13 protein-coding genes are annotated in these 16233 nt (G+C 60.9%); 10 read left to right on the forward strand and 3 right to left on the reverse strand.

Going from position 1 to position 16233, the window contains the following annotated elements; genetic code table 11:
• Positions 1 to 55 precede the first annotated feature (55 nt).
• Together FHX08_RS12135 and FHX08_RS12140 are read left to right on the forward strand one after the other, a co-directional pair.
• Positions 56 to 1678, forward strand: coding sequence for an MDR family MFS transporter (locus FHX08_RS12135; RefSeq protein ID WP_132652140.1), 1623 nt, complete (start codon positions 56 to 58; stop codon positions 1676 to 1678).
• 30 nt (positions 1679 to 1708) lie between these two features.
• Positions 1709 to 2905, forward strand: coding sequence for an adenylate/guanylate cyclase domain-containing protein (locus FHX08_RS12140; RefSeq protein ID WP_132652141.1), 1197 nt, complete (start codon positions 1709 to 1711; stop codon positions 2903 to 2905).
• Positions 2906 to 3025: 120 nt separating this feature from the next.
• Here FHX08_RS12140 and FHX08_RS12145 read toward each other — a convergent pair whose 3' ends face one another.
• A complete protein-coding gene (locus FHX08_RS12145; protein ID WP_132652142.1) occupies positions 3026 to 3913 on the reverse strand; it encodes a branched-chain amino acid aminotransferase in 888 nt (295 codons plus the stop codon).
• Between the two features lie 252 nt (positions 3914 to 4165).
• On the opposite strand from FHX08_RS12145, the gene FHX08_RS12150 reads away from it, so the two are divergent.
• A complete protein-coding gene (locus FHX08_RS12150; RefSeq protein ID WP_132652143.1) occupies positions 4166 to 5206 on the forward strand; it encodes a zinc-dependent alcohol dehydrogenase family protein in 1041 nt (346 codons plus the stop codon).
• Between the two features lie 106 nt (positions 5207 to 5312).
• The gene (locus FHX08_RS12155) at positions 5313 to 6236 is read left to right on the forward strand and encodes an adenylate/guanylate cyclase domain-containing protein (protein WP_184327207.1); all 924 of its coding nucleotides are present in this window, start codon (positions 5313 to 5315) and stop codon (positions 6234 to 6236) included.
• 3 nt (positions 6237 to 6239) lie between these two features.
• Here FHX08_RS12155 and tetR read toward each other — a convergent pair whose 3' ends face one another.
• Positions 6240 to 6875, reverse strand: a complete 636-nt coding sequence (gene tetR, locus FHX08_RS12160; RefSeq protein WP_245508239.1) for a tetracycline resistance transcriptional repressor TetR — start codon at positions 6873 to 6875, stop codon at positions 6240 to 6242.
• 53 nt (positions 6876 to 6928) lie between these two features.
• Between tetR and tet the strand changes: the two genes are divergently transcribed.
• On the forward strand, positions 6929 to 8107 hold the full coding sequence (gene tet, locus FHX08_RS12165; RefSeq protein WP_184327208.1) for a Tet(A)/Tet(B)/Tet(C) family tetracycline efflux MFS transporter: 1179 nt from the start codon (positions 6929 to 6931) through the stop codon (positions 8105 to 8107).
• 52 nt (positions 8108 to 8159) lie between these two features.
• Here the strand turns inward: tet and FHX08_RS12170 are convergent, their stop codons facing one another.
• Positions 8160 to 8978 (reverse strand): sugar phosphate isomerase/epimerase, encoded by an 819-nt coding sequence (locus tag FHX08_RS12170; protein WP_132652146.1) that lies wholly within the window; start codon positions 8976 to 8978, stop codon positions 8160 to 8162.
• Positions 8979 to 9250: 272 nt separating this feature from the next.
• On the opposite strand from FHX08_RS12170, the gene FHX08_RS12175 reads away from it, so the two are divergent.
• The 5 genes from FHX08_RS12175 to zwf all read left to right on the forward strand — a co-directional run bounded on the left by FHX08_RS12175 (position 9251) and on the right by zwf (position 16214).
• Positions 9251 to 9715 (forward strand): cupin domain-containing protein, encoded by a 465-nt coding sequence (locus FHX08_RS12175; RefSeq protein ID WP_132652147.1) that lies wholly within the window; start codon positions 9251 to 9253, stop codon positions 9713 to 9715.
• Between the two features lie 646 nt (positions 9716 to 10361).
• Positions 10362 to 12710, forward strand: coding sequence for a PBP1A family penicillin-binding protein (locus tag FHX08_RS12180; RefSeq protein ID WP_132652149.1), 2349 nt, complete (start codon positions 10362 to 10364; stop codon positions 12708 to 12710).
• A gap of 97 nt (positions 12711 to 12807) precedes the next feature.
• Entirely contained in the window at positions 12808 to 13578 is a 771-nt protein-coding gene (gene tam / locus FHX08_RS12185) for a trans-aconitate 2-methyltransferase (protein ID WP_132653198.1), read from the forward strand.
• A gap of 213 nt (positions 13579 to 13791) precedes the next feature.
• Positions 13792 to 14517, forward strand: coding sequence for a hypothetical protein (locus FHX08_RS12190; RefSeq protein ID WP_132652150.1), 726 nt, complete (start codon positions 13792 to 13794; stop codon positions 14515 to 14517).
• A gap of 188 nt (positions 14518 to 14705) precedes the next feature.
• The gene (gene zwf / locus FHX08_RS12195; protein ID WP_132652151.1) at positions 14706 to 16214 is read left to right on the forward strand and encodes a glucose-6-phosphate dehydrogenase; all 1509 of its coding nucleotides are present in this window, start codon (positions 14706 to 14708) and stop codon (positions 16212 to 16214) included.
• The last annotated feature ends 19 nt before the right edge of the window (positions 16215 to 16233 follow it).

The raw sequence follows: 16233 nt of genomic DNA on the forward strand, positions 1-16233 counted from the left end.
ATCACCCACACAGCGTCATGAGAGAGTTTTCCGCAGAGCCGGAAGGAGATTAGTCATGGCTACGCTTCAGATCGCCGCAAACAGCAATTCCGTCGCGCGCCCTGTCGCTGCGACCGCCCCCGCTACCAGACCTGCCATGAGCCCGCTTCGCATGTGGTGTGCCGTCGTCGGCTCCACGCTCGGCGCCTTCATGGCGATCCTGAACATTCAGATCGTCAATGCCTCGCTTGCCGACATCCAGGGCGCCATCGGCGCCGGCACAGATGATGGCGGCTGGATCTCGACCTCCTATCTGATCGCCGAGATCGTCGTCATTCCGCTCAGCGCATGGCTTGCGCGCATCTTCTCGGTCCGCAACTATCTGCTGGTGAACGCGATCCTCTTTCTGGTCTTCTCGGTCGCCTGCGCCTTCGCAGTCAACCTGCAGCAGATGATCATCCTGCGCGCCATCCAGGGCTTTACCGGCGGCGTGCTGATCCCGATGGCCTTCACGATCATCATCACGCTCTTGCCCAAGCCCAAGCAGCCGGTAGGCCTGGCGCTCTTTGCCCTTTCGGCCACGTTTGCCCCGGCGATCGGCCCAACCATCGGCGGCTATTTCACCGAAAACTGGGGCTGGGAATATATTTTCTATATCAACCTTGTGCCTGGTGCGCTGATGGTTGGCATGCTCTGGGCCTCGCTCGACCGGGCGCCGATGAACCTCGGCCTGCTTTCCAAGGGCGACTGGCCCGGCATCATTACCATGGCGATAGGTCTCGCCGCGCTGCAGACCGTTCTGGAGGAAGGCAATAAGGAAGACTGGTTCGGCTCGGAATTCATCGTCCGCCTCTCGATCATTGCCGCCGTGTCGCTGACGCTCTTCCTCATCATCGAGCTGAAGGTCGCCCATCCACTCTTGAACCTGCGGCTGTTTGCCCGCCGCAATTTCGGCTTCGGCATCCTTGCAAACTTCCTGCTGGGCATCGCGCTTTACGGCTCGGTTTTCGTGCTGCCGATCTACCTGACCCGTATCCAGGGCTACAATTCCGAACAAATCGGCTTTGTGCTTGCCTGGACCGGCATCCCGCAGCTTTTGCTGATCCCTTTGGTGCCGCGTCTGATGAAGCGCTTCGACATCCGGCTGCTGATCATCGTCGGCTTTGCGCTCTTTGCCGCTTCGAACTTCATGAACGTGCATATGACAGGCGACTATGCGAGCGATCAGCTCTTCTGGCCGAACGTCGTGCGTGCTGTCGGTCAGGCGCTTGTCTTCACGCCGCTGTCGGCGATCGCTACCGCAGGCATCGAGCCGGAAAATGCCGGTTCGGCATCCGCGCTCTTCAATATGATGCGCAATCTCGGCGGCGCAGTCGGCATCGCCTCGCTGCAGACCTTCCTGTCGAAGCGCGAGCAGTTCCACTCGAACATCCTGACCAACTCGGTCTCCGTCTTCGAGGAAGCCACCCGCGACCGTGTCGCAAGGATGACCGCTTACTTCATGAACCACGGCGTCAGCGATCAGGCGCTTGCCACCCACAAGGCGATCGTTGCGATCGCGCTGAAGCTGCGCAAGCAGGCTAACATTATGGCCTTCAGCGACACGTTCTTCCTGCTCGGCGTCGCGCTCGTCGTCGCCCTGCTCGCCACCCTGCTTCTCAAGAAGCCCGCCCAGATTTCCGGCGGCGGCGCTCACTGAGGTCAGCGCGTCCAAAGGAGGAGAACACCCATGTCCAACTTGCTCGACATCGATTATCCCGTTGAAACCAGGGCTCCCGCGCGCAGCCGCAACACCACCGCTGTGTTCGACCTCATCGAATGGCTGACCGGTGACGAATGCCATGCACTCGATGAGGTCGGCCTCGTCTCCGGTCTTGGGCGCCGCCTGCGCGCGCTCGGCGTCCCGGTCGACCGGCTGACGCTGCATCTGATGACGCTGCATCCGGAATTTATCGGCCGCACCATTGCCTGGGCGCCGGGGGAACCCGTGGAGATCCACGACCGCGAGCACGGCACGCGTCTCGCCATCGCCAACACGCCGCTGCACAGGGTATTCGAAACACGCGAGATGCTGATCGTGGGGCCGGGTCAGAGCCCTTATGGTCGCTGGCAGCATCTCGATATCTTCGCCGGTCGTGAGCTTGTGCAGTTGATGATCGCTCCACTCTGCAATGCCGACGGTCCGGTCAGCGCGGCGGTCTTCGGCACCAAACGGCCGGGGGGCTTTACCGCCTCGGACATGCAGATGCTCGAACGCATCCTGCCGGCGCTGCGCAATACGAGCGAATTGCGCATCCTGCGCCAGGTCGAGCTCAGCCTGCTCGACACCTATATCGGGCCGATGACGGCAAGCCGCATCCTTGCCGGCCGCATTCGCCAGGGAGAGATCGAATCCATGCAGGCAGCCCTGCTGCTCTGTGACCTCAGAGGTTTCACCGAACTTTCCAACCGCCTGTCCGGCGAGACCGTGCTCGGACTGCTGAACGCCTATTTCGACCGGGTCATCCCGGCAATCACCCGCGAAGGCGGCGAAGTGCTGAAATTCATGGGAGACGCAGTGCTCGCCTTCTTCCCCGGCTATGATGCCGCCAGCACCTGCAATTCCGCACTTTCAGCGGCGCGGGCAATCCTCGAAGCGCTCGACGGCTTCAATTACGACGGCATCGGCGCCAGAGCCGGCATCGCCCTGCATCATGGCGAGGTCAGCTACGGCAATATCGGCTCCGGGCGACGGCTGGATTTCACGCTGATCGGCGGAGACGTCAATCTGGTCAGCCGTATTCAGGGTGCGTGCAGCGAACTTGGGGAAGCGTTGCTGATGTCCGAGGCGTTTTTTGAGGAGACGAAGCCCACAGATGCAATATCCTTGGGAAGCCATCGGTTGAAGGGCTTCCCGGATGGGGTGGGGTTGTATGGGGTGCGGTAGGGCCGGTGGTGCCGATATTCGCCGCTAGTGGCATCACGGCCCTTCGCATGGCTTCGGGCGTTCGGTCTTGCATCGATTCACTGGATCGACTGCCGGCGCGTTGCGGCGCCAGGACCTCACCTACTCATCGCTCGCCGAGCGGCCGTGGGCCCAGTCCATATAGAGTTCCAGCGCCTTGCGGGTGACTGGGCCTTCCTGGAAATTGCGGCCGTCGAGCCTGTTGACGCCGACCACCTTGGAATAGTTGCCGCTCGTGAAAACCTCGTCGGCGCTCATGAAATCTTCGACCGAGAGTGTCACCTCGCGCACGTCGAAGCCGGCCTTGCGCAAGAGGCCGATGACGCGCAGCCGCGTAATGCCGGCGAGGAAGGTGCGGTTGGCGATCGGTGTAAGGACCACGCCGTCCTTGACCATGAAGACGTTCGAGGAGGCGGTTTCGGCCACGTTGCCGTTCATGTCGCGCATCAGGGCGTTGTCGAAGCCGCGGCTTTTCGCTTCGGCAATCGCGCGGCCGCTATTCGGATAGAGCGAGCCGGCCTTGGCATCGGTCATCGCCGTTTCCGGCGTCGGGCGACGGTAAGGGGAAACCGTGAGCGAGGAGCCGGCGTGGCCGCCCATGGCCGCCTCGAACAGGCAGAGCGCAAAACGGGTGGATTCGCCATCGACGGTCACGACGCTGCCTGCCGAACCATGCTCGCCCCAATACATCGGCTTGATGTAGATCGGCGTCTTGCCGTCGAATTTCTTGACACCTTCCCAGGCAAGCGCTTCGATCTCTTCAGCCGTCTTGACTGGTTTCAGGCCCATGGCGACGGCAGAGCGGTTGATGCGCTGGCAATGCAGGTCGAGATCCGGCGCGATGCCATCGAACCAGCGGGCGCCGTCAAAAACGGTGGAACCGAGCCACATGGCATGGGAGGTCGGTCCGATCAGCGGCGGGTTGCCGGCAATCCACTCTCCGTCGACATAGGTCCAGGTGGTCGTGCGGGGTGATGTGTCGACGGGCATTTTGGGCTCTCCTTCTGAAGTCGGCAAAGCAAAATCCTCCGTGACCGGACCGGTCAAGCGCAAATTGGCGGCTGAAACATCGAAGCAAGAAAATGCCGGTGACTGCCTTGCGATTGAAATATTGATGCGCGTTCGGTGGTGCTAAAACGATGAGTGCATAAAGGAAAATGATGGAAGGCCGACTGGATGAATGCCACCGCCGCATGTCATCATGGCGATCAGAAAACGCGTGCCGGGCCAGGAGATGAACAGATGAAAGCCATGTATTACGAAGCCTTCGAACAGGCGCCCGAGATCCGCACCGTGCCGGACCCGACGCCCTCGGAAGATGGCGTGGTCATCAAGATCGGCGCAACAGGGCTCTGCCGCAGCGACTGGCATGGCTGGATGGGGCACGACCCGGATATCCGCCTGCCGCATGTGCCGGGGCACGAGCTTGCCGGCAAGATCGTGGCGACCGGCAAGGGCGTGGTGCGCTTCAAGGCCGGCGACCGCGTGACCGTGCCGTTCGTCTCCGGCTGCGGCCATTGCGCCGAATGCCATTCCGGCAACCAGCAGGTCTGCCTCAACCAGTTCCAGCCGGGCTTTACCCATTGGGGCTCATTTGCCGAATATGTCGCCATCGATTATGCCGACACCAATCTCGTGCATCTGCCCGAGACTGTGGACGATGCCACGGCGGCAAGCCTCGGTTGCCGCTTCGCCACCTCCTTCCGCGCGGTTGCCGATCAGGCGCGCACCGGCCCGGGTGAATGGATCGCCGTGCATGGCTGCGGCGGTGTGGGGCTTTCGGCGATCATGATCGCGACCGCGCTTGGGGCAAATGCGATTGCCGTCGACATTTCCGAGGAAAAACTTGCCTTCGCGCGCGAATGCGGGGCGGTGGCGACGATCAATGCTTCCGCCGTCACCGACGTCGCGGAAGCCGTGCGAGAGATCACCAAAGGCGGTGCGCATGTGTCGATCGATGCGCTTGGCCATCCCGTCACCTGCTTCAACTCGATCAAGAACCTGCGCCGGCGCGGCCGCCATGTGCAGGTCGGATTGATGCTCGGCGAGCACTCGACGCCGCAAATCCCGATGGCACAGGTGATCGGCCATGAGCTCGAAATCTACGGGAGCCACGGCATGCAGGCTTGGCGCTATGATGCGATGCTTTCCATGCTTTCTGCCGGCAAGATCGCGCCGCAGAAACTGATCGGGCGGCGTATCAGCCTTGAAGAGGCCGTTCCGGCACTGATGGCGCTCGACAAGGCCGAGGGTACGGGTATCAGCGTGATAACGCAGTTCTAGGACGGTGGGACGGCAATTCGCGCGGTGCGGACTACCCGATCGACGGTCGCGATCCCACCTATAGAGTGGTAAAGTCACCGGTCCGCCGGCGGCGATGGGGGATTTCATGAGCGAGACACAGCGCAAGCTGACGACGATCTTTGCAGCCGACGTGCAGGACTATACGCGGTTGATGGGCGAGGACGAGGAAGGCACGCTCGCGATGCTGAAGCACTATCGCGATGCCATGTCGCGGCTCATCACTTCGCATGGCGGACGGGTGGTCAATACCTGGGGCGACGGGCTGCTGGCCGATTTTCCGAGTGTGGTCGAGGCCGTGCGGGCGGCGATCGACGTGCAGAACGAGCTTGCCGGCAAGAATGCGGCACGGCCGACCGACGGGCGCATGCTCTTCCGCATCGGCATCAATCTCGGCGACGTCATTGTCGAAGGCGACGATATCTATGGCGACGGCGTCAATATCGCCGCGCGGCTGCAAGCCTCGGCGCCGGCCGGCGGGATCGTGATCTCGAATACCGTCTACGATCAGGTGCGCAACAAAGTGGCTGTCGGATTCGACTTTCTGGGCCCCCTGGAGATGAAGAATGTCGCCGACGCCGTGCCGAGCTATGCCGTTCGCATCGGCGATATCGGAACGGAGCCGCAGAGGCCGGCAGCCGCCGCTCCCGATCGGCCCGTCGAGATGGTGACGCCACGACCGGCGCCGGCCCCGCCTGCGCCTCCGCGGGGTCGGCTGCGCAAGATCGGCGGCATCCTGGCCGTCATCGGCGCTGTGCTCATTGTCATCAATATTGCCACCTGGGAGGGTGAATTTTGGGCAGTATGGCCGCTGCTCGCCTTCGCCTTCGTGGCCGCCATGAGATGGGTGCGATCACAGAACCAGTTCGACCAACGTATTGCAGCACTTGCCGTGATCGGGGTCGGCATCGTCGCCATCAATATGCTGACATGGCACGGAGTCTTCTGGGCGATATGGCCGCTGCTCGGGCTCTCCGTTGCCGCCGGCGTGCGCTGGGCAATGCGTGACTGAGGCTCAGGAGCGTCGTGCCAATCGAAGCGCGGCGCCATCGATCATCATCTGCAACCCGGCTTCGAAAAAGGCTTCGTGGCCGCTGTTGCGATAATGCGTGATCGCCCTGTTGGTCAGCGTGAAATCGGCCGCCGCGGCATCGAGCTTTTCCCGTTCCGGCGGCGGTTCGGCCTGCTCCTCGATAACGCAGCCGACGGTGTAGCGACTGACCGCGACGAGCAGTTCCATGGCGAATTCCGCTCCCATGCCTGCTTTGACGAGTATCGCGATATGGGTTTCAATATTGGCGAGATCCTGCGGATTGGCCTCGGTACCTACATGCACCCGCCCGCCATCGCGATAGTTCAGAAGCGCGCGGCGGAAATTGCGGGCATTGTCCAGCATGAAGTCACGCCAATCATCCACCGAAGCAGGCCAATTATGCGTGTGGCCGCGGGCCATGATCTCTTCGGCCATGGCTTCCACGAGCGCCCGCTTGCTCTTGAAGTGCCAGTAGAGCGCTGGCTGGCGCACATTCAGGCGCTCGGCAAGCATGCGGGTCGAGAGGGCATCGATACCCACTTCGTTCAAGAGCTTCAGCGCTTCGTCGACGATCTGCGCCCTGTCCACTTTCATCGGCTTCGACTTCCCGGTTGCCATTCCAATTTATCAGCGATAAGGAACTTATCAGTGATAAATTTTCAGTTGATCCCATGAAAATAGCGCTTGTCGTCGTCTATGCCACCGTGATCCTCGATGCTGCCGGCATCGGGCTGACCCTGCCGATCTTTCCACGGCTGCTGCAGGACGTCGGCCATACTGACGATCTGGGGTGGCGGTTCGGTGCATTCCTGGCACTTTATGCGCTGATGCAATTCATCTTCTCGCCGGTGCTCGGTTCGCTTTCAGACAGGTTCGGCCGCAAGCCGGTGCTGATGGTGTCACTTGCCGGTGCTGCCATCGACTATGTATTTATGGCGGCTGCCCCGTCGCTCTGGCTGCTCTTTATCGGCCGAGCGATTGCCGGCCTCACGGGTGCCAGCAACGCCGTAGCCGCAGCCTGCGTGACCGATATCACCGAGGATGCCGAGCGCACCCGCCGCTTCGGCCAGCTCAGCGCCTGCTTCGGCATCGGTTTCATTGCCGGTCCAGCGATCGGCGGAGTTCTAGGTGAATTCTCCGTGAGGTTGCCCTTCGTCATCGCTGCCGCACTCAATGCAGCTAATCTGGTGATGGCGCTCTTCCTGCTGCCGGAGACGCGCATGACCGGTTCGGAAGCCGAGAAACAGGAATTTTCACCGCTTGCACATTTCCGCTGGCTCATGGGCTATCGGCTACTGCTGCCGCTCGCGGGCGCCTATTTCATCCTTGCACTTGTCGGCGAAGTCGGCGGTACGATCTGGGTTCTTTATGGACAGGACAAGTTTTCCTGGTCGCCCATGATGGTTGGCTTCTCGCTTGCCGCTTTCGGCTTCTTCCATGCGGTCGTGCAGGCTTTCATTGCCGGGCCAATCAGCGAAAGATGGGGGGAGCACCGGACACTTCTGATCGGCATCGTCGCCGACAGCGCGGCCTATATCATCATCGCGCTGGTGACGCAGGGCTGGATGGCATTCCTGTTGATGCCGCTCTTCTGCCTCGGCGGGGTTGGCGCTCCTGCCCTGCAATCGCTGGTGACGGCGCGTGTCGATAGCGATCATCAGGGACGGGCACAGGGGCTGCTTGCGAGCATGACCAGCCTTGCCTCGATCATCGGACCGCTGGCGATCAGCACTGTCTACTTCGCCTCGCGCGATGCCTTCCCAGGACTTGTCTGGGTGCTTGGCGCTGCTTTCTACGTACTCTGCCTGCCAGTCGCCTTCACGCGCCGGCCGAAGGATACAACGGCCTGAACATCGGCGGCGGCGAGATGGTCTCGCCGCCTGTTCCGATTACTTGACGCTGTTATTGGGCGACGCCGATCGAAGCCAGGTATTCAGCCGAAGCAATGATCTTCGATTTGTCCTTGATCTCGATGATCAGGCGCGGATTGCTTTCGACCTTGGCAAGGGCTGCAAAAATCGCGCGCCAGTTCACGGTACCTTCGCCCAGCGCCCAGTGGCGGTCGGCATAACCGTCGGCATCCTGCAGGTGCACGTGGCCGAGGCGGTTGCCAGCGGCATGGACGTAATAATCAACCGGTGGCGCACCGGTCGAGCCGTGGGCGTAGTGCGCATGGCCGGTATCGATGGAGACCGCAACGGCCGGCGAATTGAAGCTTTCGGCAAGCGCCACGCGGATATGCGGATCCTTGTCCTCGATGTTTTCGATGACGAGGGTGCAGCCGATTTCTTCGGCGCGCTTCACGGCTTCCCGCATCGTCTGATGGCAATAGTCGGTGATGCTTTCGCGCTCGCCTGGATTGTTGTCGAGGTTGTTATAGCCCCAGGTCGTGTAGGGGCTGTGGATGACCATGTGCGTGCCGCCGATTGCGGCGCAGACATCGAGGCCCTGCAGCATGCGGCGGGAGACGACGGAGCGGATATCCGGATCCTGCGAGGCGATGATGAAGCCCCAGAACGGGCCATGGATGCCGACGCGGCCCTTGAAGCCGTCGAGCAGCTTCCTGGCGCGATCGGCGCGCGGCGTCCAGTCGCCGTTCAGAACGTCGGCATTGATGAAGCTCTGCAATTCGAGATCGCGGGACTTTTCGAAGAGCCAGTCACGATGGTTTTCGAGTTCGTCGATCGTCATGGCTGCGCCGACGACGGGAAGAGAAGACATGGGGTTGCTCCGCTGATGGTATGCCGGATTGGCGGGGAAGGATCGGCGCGTTCTATGCGCCTCTTCTGTGTCGGCGATATTACAGAAATAGTGGATGCAAACCTGCCGCACTTGCAGAACGGAGGACCCATACCGATATGCTGGCGGTGGGTTTCAGGGGCTGAAAGCGTGCAAAAGCCGCGTATTTGTCGCCCTCCCCCGGTTTTGCGGCGGTTGCCAAAGCGACCGCGAAAGTCTATCGGACCGCCCCGCAAGAACAAGAAAGAGACATCATGTCCAACTCATTTGTGAATACAGATGCCCGGAAGGAGGTAAAAAGCTTCTTCGTGCTGGGCGACAAGGTCGAGCGACGGGCTCGCCTGACAGGCAACTGGCTCAACGTCTTCGATGTGACCGTCGAGCCCGGCGGCAGGACGCCGCGGCACGCGCATGCGAGCCCAGAAGTCTTCCGGATCATCGAGGGTACTCTGACGGTCTGGCGGCTGACCGACACCGGGCCGGAAGAGATCCAGGCGAGCGCAGGCGACATCGTCAGCATCGCCCCCTTCATGGTGCACGGCTATTCCAACAACGGAACCGTGCCTGCGGTCTTCTCGGCCATCGTTGATCGCGACATGGCCGAATTCATCGAGACCGAAGGCGTTACCGAACGACCGCAGGGCAGTCCATCACCGGAGACGGTGGCGCGCATGCGGGCAGCGGCAAACGCGCATGGGATCACGATCCTGGCGGCTTGACGAGATCGATCCTTGCGACCGATCTGCTCTTCCGAAAACTGCCACATAAGCTCGCGTTGATGCACGGGCCAACGTTTACGGGGGATGGCGTCGCTCTGAATTCCCTACTACGACAACCGCGTTTGGCTCTAGTCGCAGATGGTCCTGTAGCGTACCACGCGGTGGTGATGCCTGTATCCGTAGTATCTCTGTGTCCAGCAGCGGTCGCCATGGCGATACCTCGGGCGGCCATAGTAGTCATCGTAGCCGTAGCGTGGCGGGTAGCGATAGTACCGTGGTTCTGGGCGATCGTAATAGCGAGGGCCGGTCCCATACTCGAAGTAGATCTGAGAGAATGCGGGCGACGCTGTTAACGCCGTCGCTAAAGCCAATGCTGCGATAATGAACTTCTTCATGTCCTCTTCCGATTCCGATTTACGCGCACTCCATGCAAGGCAATCTTCCCACGCCTTGAATCTTAATATGTCATCGGCACCGTCTCTGGACACTGGACCTAGGTCCCGCTCGAACAAGGACTTAGGTCCGATGACATAGGGTGGGGGATCCTCGGCGAAGGCGCTAGATAGGCCGTTTTGCGATGGAACATTTGGCATTGCCGCGGTATAAGCGCGCGCTATTTTCGGGAAGAGCCTTTTAGCGGTAACCGATGCCAAGTCCTCCCAAATCCTCAACGCAAAGTGCCGGTAGCTCAAGCACGGGTATCAATCACCCGGCAGATTCGAAGCTTCCGACCGACGATGTTGGGGCGCAGGCGCCCGCCGCGGACTCATTGGCTGAGACCAGCTCATCCCCCCAGGCCGCCTACCCAAAACAGCCTCACAAGTCCTTCGGCCAAAGCAGACAGGCAGCGCACGATTTATTGTGTGCCCTAGCCCATGATTTGCGAGTGGGCTTAACCTTGGCCAAGGCCAAAACAGTCGCAGCCGCTTCCCATTTGAGGACGGAGTTCAGAAAAGCAAACCGGTCGGAAACCACAACGACGATCGGCCATCTTGGCAAGTGGTTCGCGACTGCTCTGGCTAAAACCGGGCGCGGTATCGGTGATCTGTATGCCATGCCCTTCAAAAATCGCCGACGCGGCTCGCTTCATGCGGGACGGTGGAAAGTCGCCCTGGGATCGGCCTTTCTTGTCTTTCTGCTCCTGACGGGAAGTGTCCTGGTGTGGGCACTGAAGGACGTTCCCTGGGGCGAGATCCGGGATGGGAGCTTGAAGCCTGTCGTAGTGCTGGAGACCGCTGACGGTGCACCGTTGGTAAGACAGGGGCCGTATCAAGGCCCCTATGCGCAATACAACCAGTTTCCGCCGCAACTGATCGACGCCGTCCTCTCGATCGAGGATCGGCGGTTCATGCATCACTTTGGCATCGACATCAGAGGGATCGGAAGAGCGCTCCTGCGGAATTTCGAAGCTGGCTCGGTGGTAGAGGGCGGCAGCACGATCACCCAGCAGCTTATCAAACTGCAATATCTCGACAGCGATCGGACAATAAAACGAAAGATACAGGAGGTCGTCATCGCCCTCTGGCTGGAGTGGAAACTCGGCAAGCAAGAAATCCTGACGCGCTATCTCAACAGCGCTTATCTCGGTGCTGGTGCGACCGGCATGCCTGCCGCCGCGCGGATCTACTTCAACAAGGATATCAGCGCCCTCGACCTGCCGGAATCGGCGATGCTGGCGGGATTGCTGCGGGCGCCGAGCCAGTGGAATCCGATCGATAATTTCGAAGGCGCCCGGCAACGCACCGCCGTTGTTCTTGACGCGATGGTGGCCAATGGCAAGATCAGCGGACCGGAGGCGGAGGAAGCCAAGGCGAGTTTTGCCAAGCTGCATCCGACGACGCCGACACCGCGCTCCGGAAGCTGGTTTGCTGACTGGATTTCGCCGCAGGCGGGCGAGATCGCCGGCTCCTCGCCAGGATCGACCACGGTTCGCACGACCCTTGTGCCGCATCTGCAACAGATCGCTGAGAACGTCGTAAAGAGAGCCTTGGACAGGGAAGGAAAGGCCGCGGGAGCATCTCAAGCCGCGTTGGTTGCGATGACACCCGACGGCGCGGTCGTTGCCATGGTCGGTGGCCGCGACTACAAGGCAAGCCAGTTTAACCGCGCCGTCACGGCGATGCGGCAGCCCGGCTCCACCTTCAAGCTGTTCGTCTACTACGCGGCGCTGAAGGCTGGGCTTACCTTGTCCGATTGGGTTCTCGACGCGCCGATCAATATCGACGGCTGGTCGCCGGAAAATTCCGGCGACCGCTATCACGGCTGGGTAACACTGGCCGAGGCTTTCGCCCGATCACTCAATGCCGCGACAGTCAGGCTTGCCGATCAGATCGGGCTCGACAATGTGATTGCCGCCGCCCGAGAACTCGGCATCGATGCGCCGCTTGCCAATACACCGTCTCTGGCGCTCGGCACATCCGAAGTAAACCTGCTTGACCTGACCAGCGCCTACGCGTCTGTCCATCTCGGCAAGGCACCTGTCAGGCCCCGGGGCATCATCGACTTTCAGGCCGCGGGGCAGCCGAAAGCGTTTCGGGTCGGTTTACAAGCTGGGCCGAATGTCGACCTTTCGCCCTACCAGTCCGATCTCCTCGGGCTCTTGCAGTTGGTGGTCGAGCGGGGCACTGGACGGGGCGCCGACCCAGGGACGTTCGCAGCCGGCAAGACGGGCACCAGCCAAAACAATCGCGACGCCTGGTTCATCGGCTTCACGAAACCGCTTGTCGCCGGCGTCTGGGTGGGCAATGACGATGACGCGCCGATGAACGGCGTCACAGGCGGCGCCTTGCCGGCCCGTATCTGGCGGGACTTCATGCAAGAGGCAATGGCCGAGCCTGCACCGAATGAGGCAAGCTCGACAGGAGCAATGATCGACGGTCGAGGTGCACCGCAATCCTGCAACATCGCCGCCTGCTCCCGCAGCTATCGTTCCTTCCGGCCGTCGGACTGTACTTACCAACCCTACTCTGGCGAGCGGCTGCTTTGCGAAAAGTGATCTTCGCCTCTACACAAAGCCCTGCCGGATAGCCGCAGCATAGACGAGGTTCGCATCCGCCACGTCGAGGACGTGGCCTGATATCAGGAGAAAAATGATGGCATGGTCAGCCAGCCAATATGTGAAATTCGAGGATGAACGCACCCGCCCGGCGCGCGACCTGCTGGCGCAGGTGCCGCTGACGGAACTCCGCCATGCGGTCGATCTCGGCTGTGGGCCGGGCAATTCGACCGAGCTGATCATCGACCGTTATGGCGCGGCCAATGTGTCCGGCCTCGACAGCGACCTCAACATGCTGGAGGCCGCCCGCAAGCGCCTGCCGGGCACGGCCTTCGTGGAGGCCGATCTTTCCACCTGGCAGCCTTCCGAACCGGCAGACCTGCTCTTTGCCAATGCCGTGTTCCAGTGGCTTCCCGACCATCTCGACATTTTCGACCGGCTGATGGACGGGCTGGCGCCGGGTGGCGTGCTCGCCGTGCAGATGCCCGACAATCTCGGCGAGCCGAGCCATCTGATGATGGAGGAAACGGCACATGCCGGGCCATGGAAGGCCGCGTTTGAAAAGAAGAGCGTACGGCGCAACATGCTGCCACCGCCATCGACCTATTACAGCCGGCTGATCGCCAAATCCTCCCGCGTCGATATCTGGCACACGATCTACAATCACCCGATGGACAATGCGGCGGCGATCGTCGAATGGGTCAAGGGAACGGGGCTGCGCCCCTATCTCGACCATGCCGGCGAAGGGCATCGTGAGGCTTTTCTTGCTGACTATCTGGAACGAATCGACCGTGTCTATCCGAAGGCGTCCGACGGCAAAGTTCTGCTCAAGTTTCCGCGGCTCTTCATGGTAGCTGTGAAGGCCTGATCGGAAACCCCTGAATTCCCTGACGCCGGCAGCGATCCGCTGCCGGCGAAACTTTGTCGGCTCTCCGCAAGCCACACGCAAAGTTTGAAGTGTAGCGGTTCGCCCTGGGGTTTCTCAATCCAGACGTGCTTTTGTGACGCTGCCAGCGTCGATCGCTATCCATTCAACGCCTTTGCGCCACCACGTGCGGGGCCTGACAAAGAGATTTTCAAAATGGTTTCTTCTGTATCTAACATACGACTGGAGAGGGCGCAGATCGCGCTGCAGGTGATCAAGGGCAATTCCTCGGAAAGCAGCTCCAGCAGCTCGACCGGCCACGATTATTCCAGCCTTCCCTCGCAGTCGCGCTCGGCGCTGTCGGTGATGCTCGACAAGATTAATTCCGGCAAGACCGGATCGACGGATGCCTCCGGCAACACCGTCGCCAGCACCGACATCACCACCGCCTCATTCATGGCGCTGCTGCGCCAGAACATGACGGCCGCGGCTGATGCCAAGGGTGAAAACAGCCAGGAAGCTGCCATGCTTGCCGCCTTCAAGAAGGGCCAGTTGGCGGTTACCGATCCGATCCAGGGCGTTTCGATCAAGGCATGGGATGTGACCGATCCCAAGGAAGCCGATGTCGAGCAGAAGAAGGGCACAGCGATCAAGACGGACGACTGGAACGATTTCCTGCGCGACCATTTGCAGCGCGATTCCCACGGGCGCCTCGTCAGAAGCGAAAACGGCAGCTTCATCGAGAAGGGCACCGGCAACGAGGTCTATTTCGGCCAGGTCGGAACGCAAAATTATTATATCACCTGGCCTGTGAAGACCGAGACGAAGCCGGCCACGGATGGCGGCAAGTCGGACAGTACCAAATCCGGCACGGCGGACACATCCGGCACCCAGAAGCCAGCCACCAACAGCACCGCCGACACGTCAGTCAAGAGCAGCTAAGCTGCTCTTCTCAAACAGATTTTGCCAGTGACATCTCCGGGGCTCCGAGCCCCGGAACTGCTTTCGGGGTGCGGCACTGCACCGCGATCGCCCTGTCAAATGCTTGTTCTCATTGGTAGGCAGGTTCTCTTGCGGTAAAGCGGAAGCGCTTTATATTCGGCCGGACAATCCAGCAGGAGATGACACGCATGGACGCTCACCCTACCCCGCCCGTCACTCTCGTCATCTTCGGCGCCACCGGCGACCTGACACGGCGACTGCTGGTTCCGGCCATCATCAATCTCACGCGCAGCCACCTCGTCGGCAGCGATCTGAATATCCTCGGCGTCGGCATCGAGCCCGGTGACGACGAATTCCTGCGCAAGCGGCTAGATGACTTCCTCAGCCATATCAGCGGCGAGGAAGAAACAATGAAAGACGAAGCCTGGGGGAGCCTGCGGCCACGCATCTCCTATCTGCAGGGTGACTTCACCAAGGACGATATCTTCCTCGAAATCGGCAAGCGCCTCGGCACGACCTGCAATGCAGCCTTCTATCTTGCCGTGCCGCCGAGCTTCTTCGGTCCGATCGTCGAGAAACTTGCCGATCTCGGGCTGATGGATGAAAGCGACGGCTGCTTCCGCCGCGTGGCGATCGAAAAACCCTTCGGCACCGATCTAGCTTCGGCCAAAGCGCTGAATGCGCGCATTCTTGCCCGTGTGGCGGAAAGCCAAGTCTACCGGCTGGACCATTTCCTCGGCAAGGAAACGGTGCAGAACCTGATGACGGCGCGTTTCGCCAACATGATGATCGAGTCGCTGTGGAACAGCCGCTATATCGATCACGTGCAGATCACAGCCTCCGAAATCGTCGATGTCGGTACGCGCGGCAAGTTCTACGATGCGACCGGCGCACTGCGTGACATGATCCCCAACCATCTCTTCCAGCTTCTGGCGATGATTGCCATGGAACCACCGAACAGTTTTGACGCCGAGGCGATCCGCAACGAGAAGAGCAAGGTTCTGAAGGCGCTGCGCATCTATACGCCTGAGGAAGCCAGGGCCAATGGCGTGCGCGGGGCTTATACCGCCGGTCCGCTCAACGGCATCGACCTGCCCGCCTATCGCGATACGAAGGATGTTTCGCCCGACAGCAAGACCGAAACCTATGTGGCACTGAAGCTCTATGCCGATACCTGGCGCTGGGCCGGCGTTCCCTTCTATCTGCGCACCGGCAAGGCGATGACGGCGCGCGATACGGAAATCGTCATCACCTTCCAGCCTGTGCCCTTCGCGCAGTTCCGCGAAACGGGGGCCAACCGTCGCCTGCCGCCGAACAAGCTCGTCATTCAGGTGCAGCCCGATGAGGGGATGAGTATGGAAATTTCGATCAAATCGCCAGGTCAATCCGTCGATACCGTGCCGGTAGCGCTGGATTTCCGCTATGCCGACAAGTTCGATATCAGCAAGACGACCGGTTACGAATCACTGCTCTACGACCTCTTCATCGGCGATCAGACACTCTTCCAGCGCGCAGACGGCATCGAGGCCGGCTGGGCAGCGGTGCAGCCCTTCCTTGACGAGTGGGCAAAGGATGACCGCATTCCGGATCCTTATGTTCCGGGCAGCATGGGGCCTGCCTGCGCCGACGAACTGATCCAGCGCGATGGCCGCAAGTGGCATGAACTGGGAGTTCTCCGGCGCAAGAGCGGCAAATAGCCGTTCCTGCTCGCCGGCC

Origin of the sequence: Rhizobium sp. BK529 (assembly GCF_014194105.1) — a bacterium.
In the GTDB taxonomy this organism is placed as follows: Bacteria; Pseudomonadota; Alphaproteobacteria; order Rhizobiales; family Rhizobiaceae; genus Rhizobium.

Excerpts from the sequence above, each read along its gene's own strand:
- FHX08_RS12155 (WP_184327207.1), top strand. The coding sequence starts at position 5,313 with ATGAGCGAGACACAGCGCAAGCTGACGACGATCTTTGCAGCCGACGTG.
- tam (WP_132653198.1), top strand. The coding sequence starts at position 12,808 with ATGGCATGGTCAGCCAGCCAATATGTGAAATTCGAGGATGAACGCACC.
- FHX08_RS12145 (WP_132652142.1), bottom strand. The coding sequence starts at position 3,913 with ATGCCCGTCGACACATCACCCCGCACGACCACCTGGACCTATGTCGAC.
- FHX08_RS12150 (WP_132652143.1), top strand. The coding sequence starts at position 4,166 with ATGAAAGCCATGTATTACGAAGCCTTCGAACAGGCGCCCGAGATCCGC.
- FHX08_RS12170 (WP_132652146.1), bottom strand. The coding sequence starts at position 8,978 with ATGTCTTCTCTTCCCGTCGTCGGCGCAGCCATGACGATCGACGAACTC.
- FHX08_RS12140 (WP_132652141.1), top strand. The coding sequence starts at position 1,709 with ATGTCCAACTTGCTCGACATCGATTATCCCGTTGAAACCAGGGCTCCC.
- FHX08_RS12175 (WP_132652147.1), top strand. The coding sequence starts at position 9,251 with ATGTCCAACTCATTTGTGAATACAGATGCCCGGAAGGAGGTAAAAAGC.
- tetR (WP_245508239.1), bottom strand. The coding sequence starts at position 6,875 with ATGGCAACCGGGAAGTCGAAGCCGATGAAAGTGGACAGGGCGCAGATC.
- FHX08_RS12190 (WP_132652150.1), top strand. The coding sequence starts at position 13,792 with ATGGTTTCTTCTGTATCTAACATACGACTGGAGAGGGCGCAGATCGCG.
- tet (WP_184327208.1), top strand. The coding sequence starts at position 6,929 with ATGAAAATAGCGCTTGTCGTCGTCTATGCCACCGTGATCCTCGATGCT.
- zwf (WP_132652151.1), top strand. The coding sequence starts at position 14,706 with ATGGACGCTCACCCTACCCCGCCCGTCACTCTCGTCATCTTCGGCGCC.
- FHX08_RS12180 (WP_132652149.1), top strand. The coding sequence starts at position 10,362 with ATGCCAAGTCCTCCCAAATCCTCAACGCAAAGTGCCGGTAGCTCAAGC.
- FHX08_RS12135 (WP_132652140.1), top strand. The coding sequence starts at position 56 with ATGGCTACGCTTCAGATCGCCGCAAACAGCAATTCCGTCGCGCGCCCT.